A 25,277-nucleotide genomic window follows, 5' to 3' on the forward strand; every position below is an offset into this window, starting at 1 on the left:
TCCCCTTCCCCCGAGACTCCCCGACCGGCGCCCCCGGTGTCGCGAAAGGCACAGGCGGCCCGCATCCCCCGCGATCGCGGAGCCCCGCGCACCGTGTCGGATCCGCATGATTGGTAACCGTGACTGACCTGGACACACATCCCCCTGGAATCGCTCAGGCGGACGCCCCGGCGGTCATACGCTCCTACGTCGCCATCGGCGACAGCATCACCGAGGGCCTGGACGACCCGCGCGCGGACGGCAGCTACCGCGGCTTCGCCGACCGCCTCGCCGAGCACCTGGGCGCCGACCTCCCGGACTTCCGCTACGCCAACCTGGCCGTCCGCGGCCGGCGGATGCGGCACATCTTCGGCGAGCAGCTCGAACGCACGCTCCGCTACCGGCCGGACCTCGTCACGGTGCACGCCGGCGGCAACGACGTGCTGCGTCCCAGCACCGACCTCGACGTGCTCGCCGCGGAGTACGAACGCGGCGTCCGCCGGCTGCGCGCGGCCGGAATCCGGGTGGTCATCCTCTCCGGGCACGACACCGGGTGGATTCCGGTGCTGCGGGTGTACCGCGGCCGGATCGCGGTGTTCAGCATGCACCTGCGCGCCATCGCCGAGCGCAACGGCTGCGACATCGTCGACCTGTGGTCCATGTCGGCGCTGAACGACCCGCGGGCGTGGAGCGAGGACCGGCTGCACTTCAACGGCACCGGGCACCGCATCGTGGCGGCCCGCATCGCCGAACTGCTCGGCCACCCGCTCGGCGGACCGGAGGAGTGGCGGTGCCCCTGGACGGCTCCGGCGGTCCCGCTGCCCCGGATCCTGCGCCGCCGGGAGAACGCCCGCTGGGCCCGCGAGTACCTGGTGCCGTGGCTGAGCCGGCGGGCGCTGGGAAGGTCCTCCGGCGACGGCCGGCACCCCAAGCGCCCCTTCCTGGCCGCCCTGCGCGACGCGCCGGGCGGCGAGGGCGCCGCCGCCGACTGACCGCGGGTCACTCGCGCGCCAGGCTGCGGATCAGGTCACCGACCCGCACCACGCCGGCGCACTGGCCGAACTCGTTCACCGCGATGAGGTCGTCGTACACCCGCTCCTGGCCGGCGCCGGCCGCCCGCAGCGCGGCCATCGCCGGAACGTCGCGCGCCACCGTGCGCGGCGGGTCGGCGAGCCGCGCGGCCGGCCGCTTGGCGTGCAGCGCGTGCCCGTAGGGGCCCGTCACGGCGAGCAGGAACCGGGCGCGGTCCAGCGACGCCACGGGCCGCTCCCGGCCGTCGACCAGGATGACGCTGGTGAGCGCCTCGTCGGCGCCGAACGCCTCCAGGACCTCCTCGGCCGTGGTCGCCTCGCCCATGGTGACGGCGGGGACCACGAACTCCGACACCCGCGGGCCGACGTCCAGCCCGGGAGCGGTCGACACCAGCGCGGCGTCGGGGAGCGGGGCCACCCGCTCGCCCGGCGTCCAGGCGTCGTCGGCGAAGAACGGGCCCTCGGCGAGCCGGACACCCGCCCGCCGCAGCGCCATGAGCTGCGTCACCGTGGCGACGCCCGCCGCGAGCGGGAAGATCCCGGACCCCCGCCCGATGCGGGCCAGCCCCTCGACCACGGCGGTCAGCCGCTCGTCCCCGGGGATTCCGGCCACGTAGGCCGGGTCCACCCGGAACACGAACGGGGCGATCCGCAGCAGCACGTCCGGCGCCACCGACGCCGTGCCCAGCGCGCACCGGAAGCCGGCCTCGCGCAGGTGCGCGATCCCCCGCAGCAGCGGTTCGGGCGGCAGGTCGCGCAACTCCGGGCCGACCATGAGCGTGACGTCGCGCGGCCGCCGCCCGGCGCGGCGCAGCCCGTGCTCGACCAGCGTGAACGGCTCGGGCCCGACCGTGAGGAGCGGGGCGGGGACCGGCAGCACCAGCGGCAGCAGGGTCTCCCGGACAGCCGCCCGCCGGGCCAGCCGGGCCAGCCGCTCGGCCTGCGCCGCCGCGTCGCCGGCCGGGGGAGCGGCCGCCGCGGGTTCGGCCGCGACCGCGAGGACGGCTCCGGAGTCGAGATCGACGATGGGACGGAACAGGAGGGCGTCCTCCGGCTGGTCGCCGTGGACACCCCCGCCGCCGACCGACGCGGCCGGGCGCGGATCGGAGGCTGGGAGGGGTTCTCGGCTGGAGGGCACCCGCCCATCATGACCGCGGACAAGATCACTGACCAGGGGAGACGGACGTGACGTCCGTCCAGTTCACCCATTGTTCGCCGCCGTGCGCCGCCGCATTCACCCGTCCCGGCGGCCCCGCGCGGCGCGTCACCGGACCCGCGCCGACCGTGACCCCGCGGCCCGTCGCGGCCCGGCGTCGGGCCACTCGGAGGGGGCCGGCGCCGTCCACCGGAACCGGAGCACACGGGGCCGCGCCGGGCGGCAGCGCCGCGCGCCAGCGGCCTGTCACCGGGTCGGACCCCGGTCCGCGCCCCGCCACCGGAGCTGTCCCGCGCCGGGACGCCGCGCACGCCGGCGCTGTCCTGCCCCACCCCCGTCCGTGCGGCCGGACCGCGGAAATACCGGGTGGGGCGAGGCCGTCCCCTCCCCGGTCCCGCCCGATCCGTGCGGCATTCCCGCCCTTCCGCCTCGCACCCTGACCAGGGGCCTGTCCGGCGGATCACGCGAACGCTAGGCTCCGGCGATGGACCGAGTACCCGACTGGCCCGAGAATCCCGCCCAGCCCGCGGATCCGGCCCAGGCGAACGACTACGACGGCTTCGCCGAGGCCTACGCGGCGGAGACCGAGGCCAACCTGATGAACGCCTACTACGAACGGCCCGCGATGCTGGCCCTCGCCGGAGACGTGACCGGCCGCCGGATCCTGGACGCCGGGTGCGGCGCGGGCCCCCTGTCCGCCGCTCTGCGCGACCGCGGTGCCGACGTCACCGGCATCGACGCCAGCCCCGGGATGCTGGCGTTGGCCAGGCGGCGGCTCGGGGACGACGCGCAGCTGCACGTGGCCGACCTGAGCGACCCCCTCCCGTTCCCCGACGGCGCGTTCGACGACGTGGTCGCGTCGCTGGTGCTGCACTACCTGGAGGACTGGGGGCCGACGCTGGCCGAGATACGGCGCGTGCTTGGGCCCGGCGGCCGGCTGATCGCGTCGGTGCAGCACCCGTTCGCGGACTACGTGATCCAGACTCCCCGGCCGGACTACTCCGCGACCACCAGCTATACCTCCGATTTCTCGTTCGGCGGGCAGTCCGTCCGGCTGAGGTTCTGGCGCCGGCCGCTGCACGCGATGACCGATGCCTTCACCGCCGCCGGCTTCCGCCTCCGCGTCATCAGCGAGCCGCAGCCCGACCCGGCCGCCCGCGCGCTGTTCCCCGACGACTTCCAGAGCCTGTCGACCCGGATCGGCTTCCTCTTCTTCGCCGTCGAGGCACCGCCCTCGCCCGCCGACTCCGGCGACTAGCCCGACGCGGACCACGTGCCTGGTCCCCCTCACGCCGGCCCGCACCGCCCGCTGGCGGCCCGGCGGCCGCCAGACCGTGCGGCGCAACGCGGACGGGCGCCCGACCGGTGGTTCCGGTCGGGCGCCCGATCAGTGCGTCCGTCTCCGCCGCCCGGGGCCAAGCCCCTAGAGCGGGATGTTGCCGTGCGCGCCGCGTGCGGACGGCGCGGTGGCGATGGCCTCGGCCAGGGCGCTCCGGGTGCGCTCGGGGAGGACGACCTCGTCGACCACACCGAGTTCGCGGGCCCGCTCCAGGCCGCCGGCCTTCTTCTCCTGCTCGGCGGCCAGCTCCGCCTCCAGCGCCGGGCGCTCTTCGGCGGGGACCGCCGCCAGCTTCTTGCGGTGCAGGATGCGCACCGCCGCGACCGGGCCCATCACCGCGACCTCGGCGGTCGGCCAGGCGAACACCCGGGTGGCGCCGAGCGAGCGGGAGTTCATCGCGATGTAGGCGCCGCCGTAGGACTTGCGGGTCACCAGGGTCACCCGGGGAACAGTCGCCTCGGCGAAGGCGTGCAGCAGCTTCGCACCGCGCCGCACCACGCCGTCCCACTCCTGGCCGACGCCGGGCAGGTACCCCGGCGTGTCCACCATGACGATCAGCGGGACGCCGAAGGAGTCGCACATCCGGACGAAGCGGGCGGCCTTCTCCGCCGACTTCGAGTCCAGGCAGCCGCCCAGCCGCAGCGGGTTGTTGGCGACGATGCCGACCGTGCGCCCGCCGAGCCGGCCGAGCGCGGTGACCATGTTCGGCGCGTACTTCGCCTGCAGTTCGACCGACTCCTCGCCCAGCGGGGAGTCCAGCACGCCGTTCACCAGCGGCTTGACGTCGTAGGCGCGGCGCGCCGACTCCGGCAGCACCCCGCCCAGGTCGAGGTCGAGCACGTCCGCCGTCCGCAGCTGGCCCTGGTGTCCCAGCAGCAGCGCCAGCCGGCGGCCCTGCACCATGGCGGCGGTGTCGTCCGGGGCCGTCACGTGCACGACCCCGCTGCGCCGCCCGTGCGCGTCCACACCGCCGAGCTCGTCGGCGGTGATCTGCTCGCCGGTCACGCTGCGCACCACGTCCGGGCCGGTGACGAACACCTTGCCGCCCTGCGACATGACCACGACGTCGGTGAGCGCCGGACCGTAGGCGGCCCCGCCCGCGGCCGGGCCCAGCACCACCGAGATCTGCGGGACGATGCCCGAGGCCCGCGTCATGGCGGCGAACACCCGGCCCACCGCGTGCAGGCTCTCGACCCCCTCGGCGAGCCGCGCGCCGCCCGAGTGCCACAGCCCGACCACCGGGATCCGCTCCCGCACCGCGTGCTCGTAGGCGACCTCGATGGCCGCGCACCCCGCGGTGCCCATGGCGCCGCCCTGGATCCGCGCGTCGTTGGCGAACGCGACGGCGGGCATACCGCTGATCCGGCCGACCGCGGACAGCGCGGCGCTGTCGTCCTCGGCGGTGATGAGCCGCAGCGAGCCCTCGTCGAAGAACGCGGCGAGCCGGACGCGCGGGTCGCGGGGATCCTCCGGTACGGCGGTCGCCGCGGGCGGGTCGACCACTCGGTTGTCGGTGACAGTCACGTGGGCCAGCTCCTTCGAGGAAGCGGTCGGTGTGCGAGCGGAACGGTGGCCGCCGACGGGTCGCTGAGCGGCGGTGCCGGCCGACCGGACGCGCCCGTGGCGGGCGCGCGGAGGTCGGCCGCGATGGGGCGGACGGGCACCGGACCGGGCCGGGCTGCGAGGTCGCGCCCCGCGTGGGACGGCGGGCGCCGCGCGGCGGCGGCGCCCGGCGGACGGGTGGTCCGCGCCCTGCTACGGGCGGCGGAAGGCGACGGCGATGTTGTGCCCGCCGAAGCCGAACGACTGGTTGAGGGCCGCGACCGCGCCGGCCGACAGCTCGCGCGGCTTCTCGCGCACGACGTCGACCACAACGCCTGGGTCGAGCTCCTCGATGTTGATGGTGGCCGGGATCTGGCCGTGGTGCAGCGCCAGGATCGTGGCGATGGACTCCACCGCCCCCGCACCGCCCAGCAGGTGGCCGGTCATGGACTTGGTCGAGGTGACCGCCACGCTGTCGGCGGCGGCGTCACCGAGCGCCTTGCGGATGGCCACCGTCTCGCCGACGTCGCCCATCGGCGTGGAGGTGGCGTGCGCGTTCACGTGCGCGATGTCGCCCGGCTTGAGGTCGGCGTCGGCCAGCGCGTCGAGGATGGCGCGCGCCTGGCCGGTGCCCTCGGGGTCGGGCTGCACGATGTCGTGGGCGTCGCAGCTGTACCCGGCGCCGGCCGCGACCGCGTAGACGCGGGCGCCGCGCGCGGCGGCGTGCTCGGCCGACTCCAGCACCAGCATCCCGGCGCCCTCGCTCATCACGAAGCCGTCGCGGTTGGCGTCGAACGGCCGGGACGCGCCCTGCGGGTCGTCGTTGCGGGTGGACAGCGCCCGCATCGCCGCGAAGGAGGCCAGGTTCAGCGGGTGGATCGCGGCCTCGGTGCCCCCGGCGATGACGACGTCGGCGCGGCCGGAGCGGATCAGCTTGATGCCGTCGGCGATCGCCTCGGCGCTGGACGCGCACGCGCTCACCGCGGCGTGCGCACCGGCCTGGGCACCGAACTCCAGCGCCACGGCGGCCACCGGGCCGTTGGGCATCAGCATCGGCACGGTGAACGGGGAGACCCGCCGCCAGCCCTTCTCACGGAAGGTGTCGTACTGGTTCAGGATCGTCAGGATGCCGCCGATGCCGCTGGAGACCGCGGCGCCCAGCCGCACCGGGTCCACGTCCGGCTCGCCGGCGTCCCGCCACGCCTCGTGCGCGGCGATCAGCGAGAACTGCTGGGTGCGGTCCAGCCGGCGCAGCCGGTGGCGCTCCAGCTTCGTGGAGGGGTCCTCGGCGGCGACGCCGGCGAAGCGCACCGGCAGTTCGGCCGTCCAGTCCTCCTCGATCGTCGAGATACCGGACCGACCTTCGAGGAGCGCGGACCAGGTAGTGGCGACGTCACCCCCCAGCGGGGTGGTGGCTCCGAGGCCAGTGACGACGACTTCGGTAGTACTCATTGGTCGCTCGCCCTTCTCGTTGGTCGATCACCGACCGCGGGAGCCGGTGGAGTGCGGTGATGGTGGATGCGTTGTCGCGGCGGCGGGGCCGCGGTGCCCGCCGCCGCCGAGGCGGCCGGCGGGCACCCGGGCGGCGTCCTACTTCTGGATGAAGGTGATGACGTCCTGGACCGTCTTGAGGTCCTTGAGCTGGTCGTCGGGGATCTCCACGCCGAACTTGTCCTGCGCGGCGACCGCGATCTCCACCATCGACAGGGAGTCGATGTCGAGGTCGTCGACGAAGCTCTTGTCGGCGGTGACCTGGTCGGCCGGGACGCCGGCGACCTCGTCGATGATCTCCCCGAGGCCGGCCAGGATCTCCTGCTCAGTGTGCGTCGCCATGTGGGGTCTGCTCCTTCGTGTTTGGTCGTTCGTTCACCGCGACGGGCCGGCGCGTGCCGAAGCACCGCCTGCGCGGGGGTCAGGGAATCCGCAGCACCTGGGCCGCGTAGGTAAGACCGGCACCGAACCCCAGAGTGAGCACGGTGCTTCCCGAGGGCAGCTCGCCGCGCCCGACCATGCGCGAGAGCGCCAGCGGGATCGATGCGGACGAGGTGTTGCCCGCCGTGACAATATCGCGCGCGATGATCGCCTGCGGAGCGCCCAGCTTGCGGGCGATCGCCTCGACGATGCGCAGGTTGGCCTGGTGGGGCACGAAGGCGGTCAGCTCCTCGGGCCGCACCCCGGCGCGCTCCAGGGCCTTGAGGGCCACCGGGTACAGCTCGGTGGTGGTCCAGCGGAAGACCGACTGGCCCTCCTGGTACAGGTAGCGGTGGTCGCGCAGGTAGATCTTGTCCGCGCGGTCGCCCGAGCTGCCCCACACCACCGGGCCGATGTCCGGGGTCGCGCTGGCGGACACCACCGCCGCGCCGGCGCCGTCGGCGAAGATCACGCAGGTCGTGCGGTCGTTCCAGTCGAGCCAGTCGGAGAGCTTCTCCGCGCCGATCACCAGGACGTTGCGGGCCGAGCCGCCGCGGACGGCGTCGTTGGCGAGCGAGAGGGCGTAGCAGAAGCCGGCGCACGCGGCGTTGACGTCGAACGCACCGGGGGCCGTGATGCCGAGCCGCGCGGCGACCGTGGCGGCCGCGTTGGGGACCTGGTCGCGCTGCGTGCACGTGGCGACGATCACGAGGTCGATGTCGTTGGCCGCGAGCCCGCTGGCGGCCAGCGCCTTGCCGGCGGCGGCCACCGCCATGTCGGCGACCGACTCGTCCTCGGCGGCGATCCGGCGCTCCCTGATGCCGACCCTGCTCTGGATCCACTCGTCGGAGGTGTCGACCGTCCGGGCGAGTTCCTCGTTGGTGACCACCCGGCCGGGCTGGTACTCGCCGAAGGCGAGGACACGTGCGCCAGGGGCCGTGGGAGCGAGGTTCATGAGGCGGCACCTTCCGGTTCGACAGGGGGCAGTCCGGCGTGTTCCTTGACCAGGTCACGGGCGCGGTCGAGGTCGTCGGGGGTCTTCACCGCGAGGAGTTCGACGCCGCGCAGCGCGCGCTTGGCCAGGCCCACGAGGGTGCCGGCCGGCGGAAGCTCGATGACAGCGGTCACCCCGAGGTCGGCCAGCGTCCGCGTGCACGCGTCCCAGCGCACGGGCGAGCTGATCTGCGACACGAGGCGGTCGAGGTACTCGCGCCCGCTCGCGACGACCGCGCCATCGCGGTTGGACAGCAGCCGGGTCCGGGGGTCGGCCGCGGCGGTCCGCTCCGCGACCGCGCGCACCCGCTCGACGGCCGGAGCCATGTGGTGCGTGTGGAAGGCGCCCGCCACGGAGAGCGAGCGCAGCCGCGCGCGGGCCGGCGGGGCCTCGGCGAACGCGGCCAGCTGCTCGGTGGTCCCGGCGGCGACGATCTGCCCGGAGCCGTTGTCGTTGGCGGCCGTGAGCCCGGCGGCCTCGATGGCGGCGAGCACCTCGTCGCGGTCGCCGCCGAGCACGGCGGTCATCCCGGTGGCGGTCGCGGCGGCGGCCTCCGCCATGCCGCGCCCGCGCTCGCGGACCAGGGTGAGCGCGTCCTCCGGGGAGAGGACCCCGGCCACACCCGCCGCCGTGAACTCGCCGACGCTGTGCCCGGCCACCGCGTCCACGGCGGCGGGCGCGGCGTCGAGCCCGCCGAACAGTGCCGTGGCGGCGGCCAGCCCGGCGCTCACGAGGAGCGGCTGCGCGATCGCGGTGTCGCGGATCTCCTCGGCGTCGGCGGTGGTCCCGCACCGCGCGAGGTCGAGTTCGGCGACGGTCGACCAGCGCTCGAACCGCTCGGCCATGCCGGGCAGTTCGAGCCATGGGGACAGGAATCCGGGAACCTGGGCGCCTTGGCCGGGAGCGACGATTACAAGCACGACATCCACCTTGCCCTGTAGAACATCACCAGCTTGATGAGGACTGGCACGAAGTTTAGGACGTACGATTTGTAAGACCCCTACAAAACGGTCCATTCGAGTGGTCGATTCGCGTGTCGCGCGTCACGTTCTGACCGGCCGGTAGCCGGATCCCGGCCGGGCGGTGACGCCGCCGCGCCGGCCGCGGTGCCACCCTGGAGACGTGATCATCGACCCCGCTGAGCTGACACCACCGCCCACCGGTGCCGACGGCGCCGCCGACCGCCGTCCCCGGGACCGCGGGCCCGCGGACGGGTGCGCGGCGGAGTCCGGCGACTCCGCCGCGGACGCCGTGCGGGCCGAGACGGTGCGCCGGCTGGAGCGCTCCATGGGAGCGCTCGGCACCGCGGCGGTGGCGCGCATGGAGCGGAGGCTCTCGTGGTTCCGCACCATGTCCGCCGAGGACCGCTCGTGGGTCGGCCTGGTGGCGCAGTCCGGCGTGGCGGCCTTCGTGGACTGGTTCAAGAACGCCAACCGCGGCCGCCCGGCGATCACCGTCGAGGTCTTCGGGACCGCGCCGCGCGAGCTCACCCGGTCGGTGTCGCTGCAGCAGACCGTCGAGATGATCCGCATCATGATCGAGGTGGTGGAGAACCAGGTCGACGGTCTCGCCGCGCCCGGTGGCGAGCAGCAGCTGCGCGAGGCCGTGCTCCGCTACACCCGCGAGGTGGCGTTCAGCTCCGCCCGGGTCTACGCGCGGGCCGCTGAGGCCCGCGGCGCCTGGGACGCCAGGCTGGAGGCGCTGATCGTCGACGCGCTGCTGCACGGCGACCGCGAGGAGGGGCTGCACACCTGGGGGTCCGCGCTGGGCTGGTCGCGCACCCCGGTGCTCGCCATCGCCGGGCAGGTGGCCGAAGGCGAGGGCGACGCGATGCTCGACGAGGTCCGCGCGCTGGCCCGGCGCGCCGGCCACGACGTGCTGGCCGGGACGCAGGGCGAGCGCGTGGTCGTGGTCATCGGGCTCGGCGAGCAGCACGGCTCCGATCCGATGGCGGCCGCGGCCCCGCTGGCCGGGCTGTTCGGCGCCGGGCCGGTCGTGGTGGGGCCGCCCGTCCCCGACCTCCCCTCGGCCGGGCGCTCGGCGGGCGCCGCGATCAGCGGCCTGCGGGCCGCGCCGGCCTGGCCGGACGCCCCCCGGCCGGTGTCGGCGGAGGACCTGCTGCCCGAGCGCGCCCTCGACGGCGACCCCGCCGCCCGCAGACGGCTGGTCGAGGATGTCTACCGGCCGCTGCGGCGGGCCGGTTCGCCGCTGCTGGACACCCTCGCGGTGTACCTGGAGCACGCCGCGTCGCTGGAGGCGACCGCGCGCATGCTCTTCGTGCATCCGAACACGGTGCGTTACCGCCTCGGGCGCATCGCCGACCTCACGGGGTTCGCGCCGGCGGACGGCCGCGGCTCCTTCGTGCTGCGGGTCGCGATGGCGCTGGGCCGCCTGGCCGAGCGCGACGGACCCGCGCCGGGCTAGTCGTCCGCCGCCCCCGGAACCCGGTGGCGGCGCGGTCCGTTGTCCCGGGCGGGAAGCGGCGGCGACGTGCGCCGTCGCCGCTCGGGCCCGGTGCGGGTGCGGGGCCGCGAAACGCCGGTCACCGGCGGTGAACTTCCGGGGCGCGATGCGCGTCCAGTGGAGGGAGCGGGCCGCGCGCCGCACGGTGGAAACGGGATAACGTGGACCGTGACCGGTTCATCACGAAGCGTTGCCGAATGGGGTTGTTCGGTGACATTGGGTCGCGAGTGTCAACAGGTCGAATCGGGGGAGGTCCCCCGGTGCAACTGCACATCGCTCGGGGTTGGGGGTGCCATGGCTGTGACCGGCGTAAGGAAGCTGTACACGACATTGGTGGAGGCCGTGCGCCGACCCACCATGCTCGGTCAGCTCAGACGCCAGGTCCTCTTCTTCGTTCCGCTACCGATTCCGCTGTTCGCCGTCCTCGTGCTGGCGCACGGGGGACTGCGCTGGTCCGCCCCCGGCTGGACCATCCTCGTCGCCTTCTCGGTGGCCGTGGCGGCGCTGCTGCTCGCCTTCGTGGTCCAGCCCACCCCCCTTCCGGAGGGCCTGTCCGCGGAGGCGTCGGTGCGCCGGTCGCTGCACCGGTTCCGGCAGATCACCGCGCTGCGCATCGGTCTGGCGCTCACCCCGATCGCGGTCGGCGCGGGCGCCTCCCTGGCCGGCGGGGGGCTGTTCCCCTTCCTCGCCGCGCTGCTGCTCGCCTGGCCGCAGCTGCTCCTCGCGCTGCCCGGCTACTTCACGGTCTCCCGGGCCCGCAAGGCCATGGAGGCGTGGGGCACCAAGGCCTACCTGTGGGCCGCGCTCGCCCAGCCCTCCCCGGTGGAGTGGCCGGTGGTGACCCAGCTCGCGCGCCGGATCCGCGCGGCCCGGGCGGCCCGCTCGGCCGGCGGCACCGCCGGGGCCGGCGCCAGCAGCACGGAGGCCGCCGCCGACTCCGACCGGGAGCCGGAGGGCGTCCTGGGCGACCACGCCGATCTCCCCGAGCGCTGGGCGGTGCCGGCCAGCGAGCCCCCGCAGCGTCCCGAGATCCTCATCCCGGGGATGTCGGCCACCCCCTCCGCCCGCGCGGTCCAGCGCGGCCGGAATGCCGCCCGCCGCCGCTCCCGCCGCGACGCGGCGCGGTCGCGGCCGAAGGCGAAGAACTGAGCGGAGGGCGGCACGCTCTTCGCGGGCGGGCTCCCACCGGCGCGGCCGGTGGGAGCCCGCCCGCGTGCGGGGCCGGCGGCCGCGCTCATCGGGTGTCCGCCTCCCGCGCGGCGAAGGCGTCCACCAGCTGGCGCTCGGCGACGTCGAGGTAGTCGGCCAGCCGCTCGGCGGCGCGCTCGGCGGCGCCGTCGCGCAGCAGCAGGTGGATCTCGCGGTTCATGGCCAGGTACGGCTCATGGAACTCGCGCGGCGCCGCCATGACGTGGAACACCAGCCGCATCTCCGCCAGCAGCTGGCGCATGACCTCGGCCACCCGCTGGCTCCCGGTGAGCCCGGCGATCGCCGCGTGGAAGCGCATGTTCGCGGTGCCCAGGGCCTTCCAGTCGGCCGCCGCGGCGGCCCTCTCGCCCTCGCGCACCGCCGCGCCCACCGCGTCGAGCGCCCCGGGCGGCGCCTGCGCCGCCGCGCGCACCGCCGACAGCTCCAGGGCCCGGCGCACCCGGTACAGGTCGATCACGTCGGCCACGGTCGGCTTCGCCACCGAGACGCCGTGGTGCGGCCTGCGCACGAGCAGCCGCTCGTGGACGAGCAGCAGGAACGCCTCGCGCAGCGTGTTGCGTGAGACCCCGAGGCGGGTGAAGAGCTCCTTCTCCGAGAGGCGGGTGCCCGGGGCGAGCGCCCCGTCGATGATCTGGCCGCGCAGCGCCTCGGCGACCAGCTCCGCGGTGCTCGGCGGCCGCTCCAGCTCCGCCCGGTCACCGGCCAGCCGCTCGACCCCGTCCTGCGCCACGGTCACGTCCACTCCATCCGCCGATCCGCTTCGCCCACCATTCTGGGGGATCCCCCGCGCAGTGCGACGGTGCGGTCGCTGTCGGCGGCCCGCCGCGGCGAACACCGAGGTGGAGCCGGTAGCGGAAACACAGTTGTAACCGGCGAGGGCTTGCCGTATTTCAGGATTGTTCAACAATAGGACGAGACAACGTTGTCGACCATCCGAACGTCGCCCCTCCCCGATCGAGGCCAGCATGAGTGAGTCCCCAGCCTCCGGCACCTCCACCGCCGCAGCGTCCCGCACCCGCCGCGGCACCCTGCTCGGCGCGATGTTCCTCATGGCCACCAGCGCCATCGGTCCCGGTTTCATCACCCAGACCACCAACTTCACCGCGCAGCTCGGCGCCGCCTTCGCCTTCGCCATCCTCGTGTCGATCGTCGTGGACATCGCCGTCCAGCTGAACCTGTGGCGGGTGATCGGCGTCGCCGGCGTGCACGCCCAGGACCTCGCCAACCGGGTGCTGCCCGGCGCCGGCTACCTCCTCGCCGCCCTGATCGTCTTCGGCGGCCTCGTCTTCAACGTCGGTAACATCGCCGGTACCGCGCTCGGCCTCGACGCGCTGTTCGGGCTGGAGGTGAAGATCGGCGGCGCCGTCTCGGCGCTGATCGCCATCGGCATCCTCGCCAGCCGGCGGGCCGGCGTCGCCATGGACCGCATCATCGTGGTGCTCGGCGTGCTGATGATCGTCCTGACGCTGTACGTCGCGGTGGTCTCCGGACCGCCGGTCGGCGAGGCGCTGCGCCAGTCCGTGCTCCCGGACGAGATCGGCTGGGTCGCGATCGTCACCATCATCGGCGGCACCGTCGGCGGCTACATCAGCTACTCGGGCGCGCACCGCCTCGTCGACACCGGGGTCAAGGGCCCCGAGAACGTGGGCGCCATCAGCCGCGCGTCGGTGACCGGAGTCATCGTCACCGCCGTCATGCGGGTGCTGCTCTTCCTCGCCGTGCTCGGCGTGGTCGCGGGCGGGGTGGACCTGCTCACGGCCGAGAACCCGCCGGCGGCGGCCTTCGCGGCGGCGGCCGGCGAGGTCGGCCTGCGGCTGTTCGGCGTGATCATCTGGGCGGCCGCGATCAGCTCGGTGATCGGCGCCTCCTACACCTCGGTGTCCTTCGTCGCCGGCTTCTCCCCGTGGCTGACCCGCAACCGCGGCTGGCTGGTGACCGGCTTCATCGCCCTGTCCACGGTGATCTACCTGGCGCTCGGCCAGGCCCCCGCCACCCTGCTCATCCTGGCCGGGGCCCTGAACGGGCTCATCCTCCCGGTGGGTATGGGCATCATGCTGTGGGTCGCGGCGCGCCGCTCGCACGACCTCCTGCACGGTTACCGCTACCCGGTCTGGCTGCTGGGGATCGGCGTGTCCGCCTGGCTGCTGACCATCTACATCGCGTGGCAGTCGCTGTCCGGCATCGCCGCGCTGTGGCAGTGACAACCGAACCGTCGCCCCGGCGGGCGGGCCGACTCCCCGCCGGGAGGAGAGGAGCGACACATGCGCATTGACCTCAACTCCGACCTCGGAGAGAGCTACGGCAACTGGGAGTTGGGGGACGACGCGGCGCTGCTGGCCATTGTCACCAGCGCGAACGTCGCGTGCGGCTTCCACGCGGGCGACCCCACGGTGCTGCGCCGGACGTGCGACCAGGCCGTCGAGGACGGGGTGGTCATCGGAGCGCAGGTCGGCTACCGCGACCTCGCGGGCTTCGGCCGCCGGTTCATCGACATGGACCCCGCGGAACTGACCAACGAGGTCCTCTACCAGATCGGCGCCCTGGACTCCTTCGCGCGCGTCGCGGGGGACCGTGTCCGTTACGTCAAACCGCACGGCGCGCTGTACAACGCCATCGTGCACCACGAGGAGCAGGCCGCGGCGGTGGTCGAGGCGGTCCGGCTGTACGACGCGCGGCTCCCGGTGCTCGGATTGCCGGGTTCGGTGTGGCTGCGCCTCGCGGCGGAGGCCGGTCTGACCGTGGTGCGCGAGGCGTTCGCCGACCGCGCCTACACCCCGCAGGGCACGCTCGTGCCCCGCCGGCACCCCGGAGCGGTGCTGCACGATCCCAGCGAGGTGGCGGAACGCTGCCTGCGCATGGTGCGCGGCGAGCCCATCACGGCTTCGGACGGCTCGCGGTTGCACATCGAGGCCGAGTCCATCTGCGTGCATGGGGACAGCCCGGGAGCGGTCCGCATGGCACGCGCGGTGGCCGACCGGCTGAGCGCGGCCGGCGTCGACCTCGCGGCTTTCGCCGCTCCCGAGCGCACCGGCCTGGAGGGCAGCCGTGTTCATCCGGACGTGCGGTGACCACGGCCTGCTGGTCGAGGTTGACGGGCTCGACGACGTGCTCGCGCTGCAGGCCGCCCTGTACGCCGACCTGCCGCCGGGTGTCACGGAGATCGTCCCCGCCGCCCGGACCGTGCTGGTGCGGATCCAGCCGGAGACGACCGACATCACGGCACTGGCGGCGGCGATCCGCGGCCTGCGGCCGAGCCGGCGGCGGCACGGCGACGCGGGAGAGGTGCGGATACCGGTCCAGTACGACGGCGCCGACCTCGTCGACGTGGCACGCCACACGGGCATGACCGAGCACGAGATCGTCGAGGCGCACACCCGTGCCTCCTGGACCGTGGCCTTCTGCGGCTTCGCCCCCGGTTTCGGCTACTTGGTCGGCGACGACCCGCGGCTGCACGTGCCGCGCCGTTCGGAGTCGCGCACCCGGGTCCCGGCCGGGGCGGTGGCGCTGGCCGGCGAGTTCACCGGGGTGTACCCGCGTCAGTCGCCCGGCGGCTGGCAGCTTATCGGGAGCACCGACGTGGCGGTCTGGGACCTTGAGCGGGACCCTCCCGGCCTGCTCCGCCCCGGCGTGCGGGTGAGGTTCGTGGCGGTATGACGGTCACCATGGGCGCACGACGGGGTGATCACGACGGAACGGAGGCGGGACCGATGCCGGCGCTGGAGGTGCGGGCGACCGGGATGCTGGCCACCGTGCAGGACACCGGCCGGACGGGGTTCGCCGCGCTGGGGGTGGGCGCCTCGGGCGCGGCCGACCAGCGGTCCCACGCCCTGGCCAACCGGCTGGTCGCCAATCCGGCGGACGCCGCCACCGTGGAGGTGACCTTCGGGGGCCTGCGGGTGCGCGCCCGCGGGACGGTCACGGTGGCGGTCACCGGCGCTCCCTGCCCGCTCACCGTGGCCGGCCGCAGCGCCGCCATGGACGCGCCGCTGGTGGTGCCGGACGGCGCGGAGCTCAGCCTGGGGGCGCCGGCCCGCGGGCTGCGCAGCTACGTCGCCGTGCGGGGCGGCGTCGCCGTCGAACCGGTGCTCGGGTCGCGCAGCACCGACATCCTCGCGGGCCTGGGCCCGCCGGTGCTCGCCCCGGGCGCCGTGCTTCCCGTCGGCCCGCCGCCGGCCGCCTTCCCGAACGTCGATGTCGCCGCCGTGCCCGCGCTCACCGCGGACCTGCTGGTCCTGAGCGCGGTCCCGGGCCCCCGCGACGACTGGTTCCGCCGCGAGGCGCTGGACACGCTGTTCGCCGCCGAGTACGAGGTGACCAGCCGCAGCGACCGGATCGGGATGCGGCTCGCCGGCCCGGAGCTGCGCCGGGCGCGCTCCGGGGAGCTGCCGAGCGAGGGCATGGTGCCCGGCTCCGTCCAGGTTCCCCCGGACGGCGAACCGGTGCTCTTCCTCGCCGACCACCCGGTGACCGGCGGCTACCCCGTGATCGCGGTCGTCGCGGCCGCGGACCTCCCGCTCGCCGCGCAGGCCCCGCCGGGGATGCGGCTGCGGTTCGTTCGCGCGCGGGCGCGGCGCTGAGCGGCCGAAGGCCCCCGCGCGGCCCGAGCGCGCGGGCGGCCGGCTGCCGCCGGGCCGCTCAGGTCCGGCCTCGCTGGTGGAGACGGCCGGTCCACGGATGGTCCCCGTAGGCCAGGCTGATGGCTCCGGCCAGCCACCGCCGCTGGCCGGAGCCGAGTACGGGGAGAGCCGCGGCGAGGTCCTGCTCGTCCTTGGGCCGGGGCCGCTGGGCCTTGTAGAACAGCTGCACCTCGGGGCGGAGGTAGGGGACACCCTCCGGGGAGACGGCTCCCAGGCGGTCGAGGGGGCGCCGTACGCGGGGGTCTCTCCTGGAGACCCACTCCCGGCCGTCGGCCTCGTCCAGGAGGATCTGGATCCGCCAGGGCTGCGCCGGGCCTGGGCGGCACCAGACGTCGTGGACGCCGGCCGGCAGGGTCTCGCCGGCCGCCCAGGGACGGAGGGTGCCGGGCGGGTCGGCCGCCCACCACTCCCATGTGGGCAGCAGCCGCTGGACAGCCAGCTGGTCGCGTCGGAGCAGCAGGACGTCGATGTCGCCGTGCTCGCGGAAGACGTGACCGACGGCGAGCGCGATGGCGTGGCCGCCGGCGATCCACCAGGGAACGCGGGCCGCCGAGAAGAGCGCGGCCACGTCGGATGGGACCGCCGGTTCCCAGGGCCCCCAGGCAGTGTCGGTGCGCCGCATAGCGGGGAGGCTACCCGGCCGCACCCGCCTCAGCGCGAGAGGACGGCGGCCGGCACGGCGCCAGGACGGGCATCGCCGCCGCGGGGCCGCCGCGGGGCCGGCGCGGCCGGCCGGCGCTCCCCGCGGCGGGTGGCGCGGGTGCGCCCGCGGCAGGACCCCTCGTCAGACCACCTGGGCGAGCAGGTGCCCCATCGCCAGCCGGGGGACGAGGACCGGGAGTCCCAGCGCGTCGGCGAGCACCTGCCGGTGCGCGAGGTCGTAGCCCACGCAGTCGAGCAGGCCGATCGCGTCCTCGCCCGGGGAGAGCCGGCCGCGCAGCTCGGCCGCGACCGCGGCGAAGTCCTCCAGCGCCCCGTAGGGGGAGGCCGCGGCGACCTCGACCCGGGCGGCGGCGGTGCTCCAGCGGCGGGCGAGCGCCGCGCGCTGGCTCGGAAGGGGGCAGACCACGAGCAGTGTGCGGCCGGCGGCGAGTGCCTGGACGGTGCCGGTGAGCAGCTGCTCGGCGGTCAGCGTGGGCAGCGGCGCCCGCAGCTCCGGGAAGCTGCCGGTGCACAGCAGCAGGGCCCGCTCCGCGCCGGCGTCGCGCACCCGCTCCAGCGCGGCGTGCAGGTGCGGCAGCAGCCGGCGGTGCGAGAGCGCGACCTCGGTGCCGTCGCGGAGCCGGGAGGCGAGCTCCTCGTCGCCGGGATCGCCGCTCGGCGCGAGCGCGGCGATCTCGGCTCCGGACAGCGGGTCCAGCGCGCCGGCCTCGACGATCCGGGCGCCCGGGGGCAGCAGCGCCGCCAGGTCGGGCACGACGTCGTCGCGCGGCGACTGGCCGATGGTCACGACTCCCAGCTTGGCCATGGGGATGGGTCTCCCTCTCTCGGGTGGGCGGTGCGGTGCCGGCCGGAGGCGCCCTAACGGCGCCGGCCGGAGCCGCCGAGGATGTCGTCGATGACGGAGGCGGCGTCCCACAGCAGCGGGAGCCGGGTCGAGGCGTCGTCGTCGGAGCGCCCGGAGCGCCAGCCGAGGCTGAGGCTGCCGTAGAGCTCGCGCCGCACGTGGACCGGGACGGCGAGCGCCGCGGTGTCGCCGTCGTACTCGCCCTCGGACAGGGCGTATCCGCGGTCCCGGATCGCCGAGAACTCCTCGGCGAGCCGGGTCGGGTCCACCGGCGTCTGGTCGGTGAAGCGGGCCAGGGGGCGGTCGGTGAACAGCCGGTTCCGCTCCTGCGGGGGCAGGAACGCGAAGTAGGCCTTGCTGGTGGCGCCGGCGTGCGCGGGGTACAGCTCGCCGACCAGCGGATAGTAGCGCAGCGGCCCGGACGGCCCGTCGGCCGCCGCCACGCACCGCACGTGGAACCCGTCCGGGACGCAGAGCAGCGAGCTGTCACCGGTGCGCCGGGTCAGCTCCTCCAGCACGGGCTGGACGAGCAGCTCCAGGCTGCGCGACTGCTGCCACACCCGGGCCAGCTGGATCGTCGCCGGGCCGATCCGGTAGCGGCGGGTGGCGGGGTCGGCCACCAGGAAGCCGCGGTAGGCGAGCGTGGCGAGGATGCGCTGGGCCACCGACTTGTCCCAGCCGAACTCCCGCGAGACCTCGGTCACGCCCCAGTCGGCGCGGTCCCGGTCGAAGGCCAGCAGGACCTGGAGGGTGCGGTCGGCGGTCTGGAGCAGACCGGGGGGCTCCCGCTGGTCGCGCTGCGGCCATCCATCGCTGTCCGGTATACGTGATTTGCCCACTATCTCATTTTCTGGACTTTATGTAACTTTTCCGTGAACTTGTTGCGATATTAGAGAAACGGTTGCGGTCTCCGCAATACCGGTGCGACTCTTCTCGAAACGTCGCAGCTCAGGCAGGGGAGGGACCACATGGCCGACCACGGCCGACGCGTGCTGTTGCTGAGCAACTCGACTCAGGCCGGCCGCGACTACCTCGCGCACGCCGCCGCCCCGATCCGGGCGCACTTCCCGGCCGGCGGGCGCATCGCGTTCGTGCCCTACGCCCTGCACGACTGGGACCGCTACACCGCCAAGGCCGCCGCCGGACTCGGCGCCCTCGGCTACCAGGTCACCGGTGTGCACACCGGCGACCCGGCGGCCGTCGTGGCCGAAGCCGACGGGGTCTTCGTCGGCGGCGGCAACACCTTCCGCCTCACCGACGCCGTGTACCGCACCGGGCTCCTCGACGTGCTGCGCCGCAGGGTCGCCGCCGGACTGCCCTACATGGGCGCCAGCGCCGGCACCGTGCTCGCCGGGCCGAGCATCCGCACTACCAACGACATGCCCATCGTGCAGCCGCCCAGCTTCACCGCGCTCGGCCTGGTCGGCTTCCAGATCAACCCGCACTACGTGGGCGGCGGCATCGCCCCCGGCCACATGGGGGAGACCCGGGAGCAGCGGCTCGCCGAGTACCTGGAGGAGAACGCCGTCCCCGTGGTCGGGCTCCCCGAGGGGTCCTGGATCACCGCCCTCGGCGGCACGGTGACCCTCGGCGGCACCCGCGACGGCGTGCTGTTCGCCCGGGGCGCCGACCCCGCGCCGCTGCCCCTCGGCTCCGACCTCGCCGCCCTGGAGACCGCGCCCCGCGCAGGTGAGCCGCGGGGGCCCGAGTGCTGAGGTTCGCGCTGCGCCGGCTGCTCGCCACCGTCCCCACCCTCCTGGTGGTCGTGGTGATCAGCTTCGCCCTCACGCGGCTGCTGCCCGGCGACCCCGCCCGCGCGGTCGTCGGCGACCAGGCGCCGCCTGAGGCCGTCGAGCGCGTCCGCGCCGAGATGGGCCTCGACCAGCCGCTCCCCGTCCAGTTCGTCAGCTACCTCGGCGGACTGCTGCGCGGCGACCTCGGCACCGCCTGGCACACCGGGCGCCCGGTGCTGGAGGACTTCGCCGACCGGCTGCCCGCCACCCTGGAGCTCGCGCTGGTCAGCCTCGCCATCGCCGTGCTGGTCGCCGTGCCCCTCGGCATCGCCTCGGCCGTCCGCCGCGACCGGCCGATCGACCACTTCTCCCGGGTGCTCGGCCTCGTCGGCGCGTCGATGCCGCTGTTCTGGCTCGGCCTGCTGATGATCAACGTCTTCTACGGCATGCTCGGCTGGGAGCCCGCCCCGCTCGGCCGGATCGGCCAGGGCCTCAACCCGCCCACCGACATCACCGGCCTCTACCTGCTGGACGCGGTGCTGTCCGGCGACGTGATCGCCCTCGGCTCCGCCGCCGCGCACGTCATCTGGCCGGCGCTGTGCCTGGCGACCGGCACCCTCGCCGTGATCTCCCGGATGACCCGCTCCAGCATGCTCGAAGTAGTCGAGCAGGACTACGTGCGCACCGCCCGCGCCAAGGGCATGCCCGAGACGGTCGTCGTCGGCAAGCACGCCCTCAAGAACGCCGCCCCGCCCGTCGTCACCGTGCTGGGCCTGCAGCTCGGCGCGCTCATGGGCGGCGCGGTCATCACCGAGACCATCTTCTCCTGGCCCGGGATCGGCAGCTACGTCACGCAGGCGATCCTCGCCAACGACTACGCGCCGGTTCAGGCGTTCACCATCATCTCGGCCGTCGTCTTCAGCCTGGTGAACCTGGCGGTCGACCTCGTGCACGGCCTTCTGGACCCCAGGGTGCGCCATGCCTGACACCACGACCCCGGCCTCCGCCGCACCCGGCGCCGCACCGGGCGCCCCCGCCGCCCGGCCGCGCCGCGACGCCGGCACGCTGCGGCTGCTGCTGCGCAAGCCGCTGCCGACCGCCGGCCTGGCGATCATCCTCGCCTGGACCGTCCTCGGGCTGCTCGCGCCGCTGGTCGCCCCCTTCGAGCCCAACCGGCCCGATACCGCGATCAAGCTGCTCGCCCCCTCCGCCGAGCACTGGTTCGGCACCGACAGCTACGGGCGCGACATCTTCACCCGCGTCCTCTACGGCGCCCGGCTCACCCTGTGGACCGGCCTCATCGGCGTCGGCATCTCCTTCGCCGTGGGCGTGCCGCTCGGCGCGATCGCCGCATTCCGCGGCGGCCGGCTCGGCGGCGCGGTCATGCGGCTCATGGACGCCCTCCTCGCATTCCCGCAGCTCATCCTGGCGATGGCCATCGCGGCCTCGCTCGGGCCCGGCCTGCTCTCGGCGATGATCGCCGTCGGCGTGGTCGGCATCCCGGAGTTCGCGCGGATCATGTACGGACTGACCCTGTCGTTGAAGGAACGCGAATTCATCGAGGCGGGTCGGGCCCTGGGACTCACCACACCGGCGATCCTGGTGCGGCACGTGTTCCCCAACGCCCTCGCCCCGCTGCTGGTCCGCGCCAGCCTCGGGATGGGCTTCGCCATCCTCACCGCCGCGTCGCTGAGCTTCCTCGGACTCGGAGTGCAGCCCCCCACGCCCGAATGGGGCGTGATGATCTCCGAGGCGCGCGGCTACATCATCACCGGCGAATGGTGGCTGGCCACCTTCCCCGGCCTCGCGATCGCCACGTCGATCCTCGGATTCAACCTCCTGGGTGACGGTCTGCGCGACGTCCTCGACCCGCGACTGCGCACCTCCAGATGAGACAGCAGGAGAACACACCCATGCGCAAGCAACTGATAGGAGGCGCCGCCGCGGCGCTGTCCGTGGCGGTGCTCGCCGGCGGCTGCGCCGCCAACGCCAACCAGGACTCCGCCGGATCCGGAGCGTCCTCGCTGGTCATCGGCTACTCCGAGGGCGGCAGCGTCCTCGACCCCGCCGAGGCCAACGACCTCACCAGCGACACCTTCGTCTACGCCGCCTACGATCAGCTCGTGCAGCCCAAGGTCGAGGAGCGCGACGGCACCGCCGTCGCCGACTCCGGGCAGTTCGATCCGATGCTCGCCGAGTCCTGGGAGACCTCCGACGACGAGCGCACCTGGACCTTCCACCTGCGCGACGACGTCACCTTCCAGAGCGGCAACCCCCTCACCGCCGACGACGTCGTCTACTCCTTCGAGCACGTCCGCGACTCCTCCTCGGCGTCCTTCATGTACGAGCTCGCCAACATCGAGGACGTCGAGGCCACCGACGAGCACACCGTCACCCTGACCCTGTCCCAGCCCACCTCCCTGCTGCTGCCGCTCGTCTCCCAGTACTCCTGGTCGATCATCGACAGCGAGACCGCCGAGGCCAACGGCGGCGCCGAGTGGCTGGCCCGCAACACCGCCGGCTCCGGCCCCTACACCATCGAGGAGTGGGACCCCGCCACCCAGGCCGTCCTCCAGGCGAACACCGACTACTGGCAGGGCGCGCCCCAGCTGGAGCAGGTCACCATGAAGTTCATCAGCGAGGCGTCCAACCGGGTGCAGCTGCTGGACCAGGGCAGCATCGACGCGGCCATCGAGATCCCCGCCAAGGACATCGAGACCCTCCAGCGGAACGAGGACCTGGCGGTCAGCTCCGAGCCGTCCAACCGGATCCTCTACTTCGCGCTGAACACCGAGGTCGAGCCGTTCGACGACCCCGAGGTCCGCGAGGCCCTCTCCTACGCCATTCCCTACGACCAGCTCGTCGACGACGTCATGTACGGTCAGGCCGAGCCGCTGCGCTCCGCGCTGCCCAGCACCATGCCCGGCCACACCGACAGCGGCAACCCCTACTCCTACGACCCCGACAAGGCGCGGGAGCTGCTCAGGGAGGCCGGCTACGAGGACGGCTTCGAGTTCACCTTCACCCTCGGCTCCGGCTTCCAGGACTGGAACGACGACGCCGTGCTCATCAAGGCCGCCCTTGAGGACGTCGGCGTCACGATGAACATCGAGAACATGGCCCGCCAGCAGTTCCTAGAGACCATCAAGGAAGGCAGCGCGGAGGCGTTCATCAGCAAGTGGACGTCCTTCGTCAACGACCCCGGCTACCACCTCGGGTTCCTGCTCGCCACCGACGCCTCCAGCAACTACGGCCACTACAGCAACCCCGAGGTCGACGAGCTGCTCGACCAGGCCCGCGACGAGCAGGACGCCGACAAGCGCGACGCGCTCTACGCCGAGGCCCAGGACCTCATCACCGCCGACGCGCCGTGGCTGTACCTGTACCAGTACAAGCAGGTCGTCGTGACCAGCACCGCGGTGCGGGGCTACACCTTCTACCCCGACGAGATCATCCGGTTCTACCCGATGAGCAAGGAGGAGGCGTGACCGCGTCCGGTGCGAGCTCCCGCGGCGGGAACGGGCGGCGGGACTGGGAACGTGCGCTGCTGGCGGCCATCGACGAGCGCTCCGCGGAGCTGCTGGAGCTGGCCGGGGCCCTCATCCGGATCCCCAGTGAGAACCCGCCCGGCGACGACCCCGCCGTCAGCGACTTCATCGCCGACTACCTCGACGGCCGCGGCCTGGCGGCCGTGCGCCACGACGGCGGCGAGGGGCGGACCAACGTCCTCGCCACCTACCCGGGGGCCGCCGCGGCGGCCCCCGGCGGGCGGCACCTCGCCCTGGCCGGGCACGCCGACGTCGTCCCGGTCGGGGACCGCTCCCGCTGGGACTTCGCCCCCTTCGCCGGCGACGTCGTCGACGGCTGGCTGCGCGGCCGCGGCGCCAGCGACATGAAGGCCGGCCTCGCCGGCGTGCTGTTCGTGACCGCGCTGCTCGCCGAGCTGCGGGTGCCGCTCGGCGGACCGGTCACCTTCGTGTCCGTCGCCGACGAGGAGACCGGCGGTGTGCGCGGCCTGCCCCGCATCGTGGCGGACGGCCTGCTGGCCGGCGTCACCGGCGCGGTCATCGCCGAGCCGTCCGCCCCCGGCAACCCCACCATCGGGCAGAAGGGCAGCTGCCAGTTCGAGCTGCGCATCACCGGCCGGCCGGGGCACGGCAGCCTGTCCCCGCTCTCGGGCGTGTCGGCCAACGTCAAGGCGGCCAAGGCGATCATGGCGCTGCAGTCGCTGTTCGACATCACACCCGACATCCCCGAGGAGATGGCCGAGATCATCGCCGTCTCCAAGGAGTACGTGCGCACCCGCGAACCCGAGGACTTCGGCGCCGCGTTCGACCACGTCACCGTCAACATCGGCACCGTGCACGGCGGCACGGCCATCAACGTCGTCGCCGACACCTGCGTGCTCACCGTGGACTGCCGGGTGCCGTTCGGGGTGCGGCGCGACGACGTCCTGGCCGAGGCCCGCCGGCTGCTCGCCGAGGTCGGGGTGGAGGCCGAACTCGTGGAACGCGGTTCGCGTTCCGAGGCCAACTGGACCCCGCCCACCGACCCGGTGGTCGACACCCTCGTCGGCGCCGTCCGCGAGGTGGTCGACCCCGAGGGCTACGGCGTCCTGCAGTGGGCGACCAGCGACGCCCGCTGGTTCCGCCAGGCCGGCATCCCGGTCCTGCAGTACGGCCCCGCCCACCTGCCGACCATCCACGGCTTCAACGAGCGGACCCGCGCCCACCAGGTCGTCGACTCCGCCAAGGTCTACGCCCTCACCGCGCTGCGCTACCTGGACACCGTCGACCCCGGCTCCGCCGCCGGGCAGAAGGGAACGAACTAGTGCTCCGGCATGTACTCGACATGATCGACCTGCTCGACGATCCGGCGGTCACCGGCGCCGCCGTGGCCGACCGCCTCGCGGCCATCGGCGCGGCCGACGTCAAGATCGACGTCACCACCGTGCAGGGCGAGCTCGGCAGCACCGACTTCGTGCGGGTCGTCGTCCCCGGGACCCACGGCAAGCTCTCCGGCGGCGCCGCGCCCACGCTCGGCATCGTCGGCCGGCTCGGCGGTGTCGGGGCGCGGCCCGAACGCATCGGCTTCGTCTCCGACGGCGACGGCGCGGTCGCGGCGCTCAGCGCCGCCGAGAAGCTCACCGTCATGGCGCGGCGCGGCGACCGGCTGGCCGGCGACGTCATCATCGGCACGCACGTCTGCCCCGACGCCCCCACCGAGCCGCACGACCCGGTGCCGTTCATGGGCTCCTCGGTCGACATGGACCAGATGAACGACCACGAGGTGTCGCCCGAGATGGACGCCGTGCTGTCCATCGACACCACCAAGGGCAACCGGATCATCAACCACCGCGGCCTCGCGCTGTCGCCCACCGTCAAGGAGGGCTACATCCTGCGGGTCAGCCCCGACCTCGTCGAACTGCTGGAGACCGTCACCGGCCGGCCGGTGGTCACCTACCCGGTGACCACGCAGGACATCACGCCCTACGGCAACGAGCTGTACCACATCAACTCCATCCTGCAGCCGGCCGTGGCCACCGCCGCGCCCGTCGTCGGGCTGGCGATCACCGCGGCCAGCGCCGTCCCCGGGTGCGGCACCGGCGCCAGCCACGAGACCGACATCGCCGAGGCCGCCCGCTACGCGGTGGAGGTCGGCAAGGCGTTCACCGCCGGACAGGCGCAGTTCCACGACGCCGCGGAGTTCGACCGGCTGGTGCGGCTGTACGGGTCGATGACGCGGTTCCAGACCCTCGGCGCGGACGTGGGGTGAG

The 25,277-nt window shown here is 74.1% G+C and carries 24 protein-coding genes; 14 read left to right on the forward strand and 10 right to left on the reverse strand.

The window, feature by feature from the left end:
• Positions 1–119 precede the first annotated feature (119 nt).
• The gene (locus DEF28_RS07770; protein WP_114400888.1) at positions 120–971 is read left to right on the forward strand and encodes an SGNH/GDSL hydrolase family protein; all 852 of its coding nucleotides are present in this window, start codon (positions 120–122) and stop codon (positions 969–971) included.
• Between the two features lie 7 nt (positions 972–978).
• Here the strand turns inward: DEF28_RS07770 and DEF28_RS07775 are convergent, their stop codons facing one another.
• Positions 979–2,148 (reverse strand): EAL domain-containing protein, encoded by a 1,170-nt coding sequence (locus DEF28_RS07775; protein ID WP_233515155.1) that lies wholly within the window; start codon positions 2,146–2,148, stop codon positions 979–981.
• A gap of 502 nt (positions 2,149–2,650) precedes the next feature.
• Here DEF28_RS07775 and DEF28_RS07780 point away from each other — a divergent pair.
• Positions 2,651–3,424 carry a class I SAM-dependent methyltransferase gene (locus DEF28_RS07780; protein WP_114397156.1) on the forward strand — a complete coding sequence of 258 codons (774 nt, stop codon included), beginning with the start codon at positions 2,651–2,653 and terminating at the stop codon, positions 3,422–3,424.
• 165 nt (positions 3,425–3,589) lie between these two features.
• Here DEF28_RS07780 and DEF28_RS07785 read toward each other — a convergent pair whose 3' ends face one another.
• From DEF28_RS07785 to DEF28_RS07805, 5 genes are all read right to left on the reverse strand, one after another.
• A complete protein-coding gene (locus tag DEF28_RS07785; protein WP_114397155.1) occupies positions 3,590–5,029 on the reverse strand; it encodes an acyl-CoA carboxylase subunit beta in 1,440 nt (479 codons plus the stop codon).
• Between the two features lie 231 nt (positions 5,030–5,260).
• Positions 5,261–6,499: a beta-ketoacyl-ACP synthase II gene (fabF, locus tag DEF28_RS07790; RefSeq protein ID WP_114397154.1), complete on the reverse strand. Its 1,239-nt coding sequence runs from the start codon at positions 6,497–6,499 to the stop codon at positions 5,261–5,263.
• 138 nt (positions 6,500–6,637) lie between these two features.
• Complete coding sequence (locus DEF28_RS07795; RefSeq protein WP_114397153.1) at positions 6,638–6,880, reverse strand: acyl carrier protein; 243 nt, start codon at positions 6,878–6,880, stop codon at positions 6,638–6,640.
• Positions 6,881–6,959: 79 nt separating this feature from the next.
• Positions 6,960–7,913: a beta-ketoacyl-ACP synthase III gene (locus DEF28_RS07800; protein WP_114397152.1), complete on the reverse strand. Its 954-nt coding sequence runs from the start codon at positions 7,911–7,913 to the stop codon at positions 6,960–6,962.
• Positions 7,910–8,797, reverse strand: a complete 888-nt coding sequence (locus tag DEF28_RS07805; RefSeq protein WP_114397151.1) for an ACP S-malonyltransferase — start codon at positions 8,795–8,797, stop codon at positions 7,910–7,912. The genes DEF28_RS07800 and DEF28_RS07805 overlap by 4 nt, the downstream gene beginning before the upstream one ends.
• 283 nt (positions 8,798–9,080) lie before the next feature.
• Between DEF28_RS07805 and DEF28_RS07810 the strand changes: the two genes are divergently transcribed.
• Both DEF28_RS07810 and DEF28_RS07815 read left to right on the forward strand, forming a co-directional pair.
• On the forward strand, positions 9,081–10,376 hold the full coding sequence (locus DEF28_RS07810) for a PucR family transcriptional regulator (protein ID WP_374058089.1): 1,296 nt from the start codon (positions 9,081–9,083) through the stop codon (positions 10,374–10,376).
• A gap of 339 nt (positions 10,377–10,715) precedes the next feature.
• Positions 10,716–11,564 carry a hypothetical protein gene (locus DEF28_RS07815; RefSeq protein ID WP_374058088.1) on the forward strand — a complete coding sequence of 283 codons (849 nt, stop codon included), beginning with the start codon at positions 10,716–10,718 and terminating at the stop codon, positions 11,562–11,564.
• Between the two features lie 85 nt (positions 11,565–11,649).
• On the opposite strand, the gene DEF28_RS07820 is transcribed toward DEF28_RS07815, so the two are convergent.
• Positions 11,650–12,360, reverse strand: a complete 711-nt coding sequence (locus DEF28_RS07820; protein WP_374058087.1) for a GntR family transcriptional regulator — start codon at positions 12,358–12,360, stop codon at positions 11,650–11,652.
• 229 nt (positions 12,361–12,589) lie between these two features.
• Between DEF28_RS07820 and DEF28_RS07825 the strand changes: the two genes are divergently transcribed.
• Genes DEF28_RS07825 through DEF28_RS07840 form a run of 4 tightly spaced genes read left to right on the forward strand, consistent with a single transcriptional unit; the run spans position 12,590 to position 16,201 of the window.
• Complete coding sequence (locus DEF28_RS07825) at positions 12,590–13,825, forward strand: NRAMP family divalent metal transporter (RefSeq protein ID WP_114397148.1); 1,236 nt, start codon at positions 12,590–12,592, stop codon at positions 13,823–13,825.
• 60 nt (positions 13,826–13,885) lie between these two features.
• Positions 13,886–14,692 (forward strand): LamB/YcsF family protein, encoded by an 807-nt coding sequence (locus DEF28_RS07830; RefSeq protein WP_114397147.1) that lies wholly within the window; start codon positions 13,886–13,888, stop codon positions 14,690–14,692.
• A complete protein-coding gene (locus tag DEF28_RS07835; RefSeq protein WP_114397146.1) occupies positions 14,670–15,278 on the forward strand; it encodes a 5-oxoprolinase subunit B family protein in 609 nt (202 codons plus the stop codon). Before DEF28_RS07830 ends, DEF28_RS07835 begins: the two co-directional genes overlap by 23 nt.
• A gap of 53 nt (positions 15,279–15,331) precedes the next feature.
• Entirely contained in the window at positions 15,332–16,201 is an 870-nt protein-coding gene (locus DEF28_RS07840) for a 5-oxoprolinase subunit C family protein (protein ID WP_114397145.1), read from the forward strand.
• Between the two features lie 58 nt (positions 16,202–16,259).
• On the opposite strand, the gene DEF28_RS07845 is transcribed toward DEF28_RS07840, so the two are convergent.
• The 3 genes from DEF28_RS07845 to DEF28_RS07855 form a co-directional block, all read right to left on the reverse strand.
• Positions 16,260–16,883 (reverse strand): nucleotidyltransferase domain-containing protein, encoded by a 624-nt coding sequence (locus DEF28_RS07845; protein WP_114397144.1) that lies wholly within the window; start codon positions 16,881–16,883, stop codon positions 16,260–16,262.
• 162 nt (positions 16,884–17,045) lie between these two features.
• The gene (locus DEF28_RS07850) at positions 17,046–17,729 is read right to left on the reverse strand and encodes an AroM family protein (protein ID WP_114397143.1); all 684 of its coding nucleotides are present in this window, start codon (positions 17,727–17,729) and stop codon (positions 17,046–17,048) included.
• Positions 17,730–17,782: 53 nt separating this feature from the next.
• On the reverse strand, positions 17,783–18,607 hold the full coding sequence (locus DEF28_RS07855; RefSeq protein ID WP_233515156.1) for an IclR family transcriptional regulator: 825 nt from the start codon (positions 18,605–18,607) through the stop codon (positions 17,783–17,785).
• A 129-nt stretch (positions 18,608–18,736) separates the two neighbouring features.
• Between DEF28_RS07855 and pepE the strand changes: the two genes are divergently transcribed.
• Genes pepE through DEF28_RS07885 form a run of 6 tightly spaced genes read left to right on the forward strand, consistent with a single transcriptional unit; the run spans position 18,737 to position 25,276 of the window.
• Entirely contained in the window at positions 18,737–19,483 is a 747-nt protein-coding gene (pepE, locus tag DEF28_RS07860) for a dipeptidase PepE (RefSeq protein ID WP_114397142.1), read from the forward strand.
• Positions 19,477–20,487, forward strand: a complete 1,011-nt coding sequence (locus DEF28_RS07865; RefSeq protein ID WP_114397141.1) for an ABC transporter permease — start codon at positions 19,477–19,479, stop codon at positions 20,485–20,487. Before pepE ends, DEF28_RS07865 begins: the two co-directional genes overlap by 7 nt.
• Positions 20,480–21,394, forward strand: coding sequence for an ABC transporter permease (locus DEF28_RS07870; RefSeq protein ID WP_114397140.1), 915 nt, complete (start codon positions 20,480–20,482; stop codon positions 21,392–21,394). The genes DEF28_RS07865 and DEF28_RS07870 overlap by 8 nt, the downstream gene beginning before the upstream one ends.
• 20 nt (positions 21,395–21,414) lie before the next feature.
• On the forward strand, positions 21,415–22,989 hold the full coding sequence (locus DEF28_RS07875; RefSeq protein WP_114397139.1) for an ABC transporter substrate-binding protein: 1,575 nt from the start codon (positions 21,415–21,417) through the stop codon (positions 22,987–22,989).
• Positions 22,986–24,332, forward strand: coding sequence for a M20 family metallopeptidase (locus DEF28_RS07880; RefSeq protein WP_114397138.1), 1,347 nt, complete (start codon positions 22,986–22,988; stop codon positions 24,330–24,332). The genes DEF28_RS07875 and DEF28_RS07880 overlap by 4 nt, the downstream gene beginning before the upstream one ends.
• The gene (locus tag DEF28_RS07885; protein ID WP_114397137.1) at positions 24,332–25,276 is read left to right on the forward strand and encodes a DUF1177 domain-containing protein; all 945 of its coding nucleotides are present in this window, start codon (positions 24,332–24,334) and stop codon (positions 25,274–25,276) included. The genes DEF28_RS07880 and DEF28_RS07885 overlap by 1 nt, the downstream gene beginning before the upstream one ends.
• Position 25,277: the final 1 nt, after the last annotated feature.

It is taken from the genome of Marinitenerispora sediminis (assembly GCF_003336425.1).
Taxonomy (GTDB): Bacteria; Actinomycetota; Actinomycetes; order Streptosporangiales; family Streptosporangiaceae; genus Marinitenerispora; species Marinitenerispora sediminis.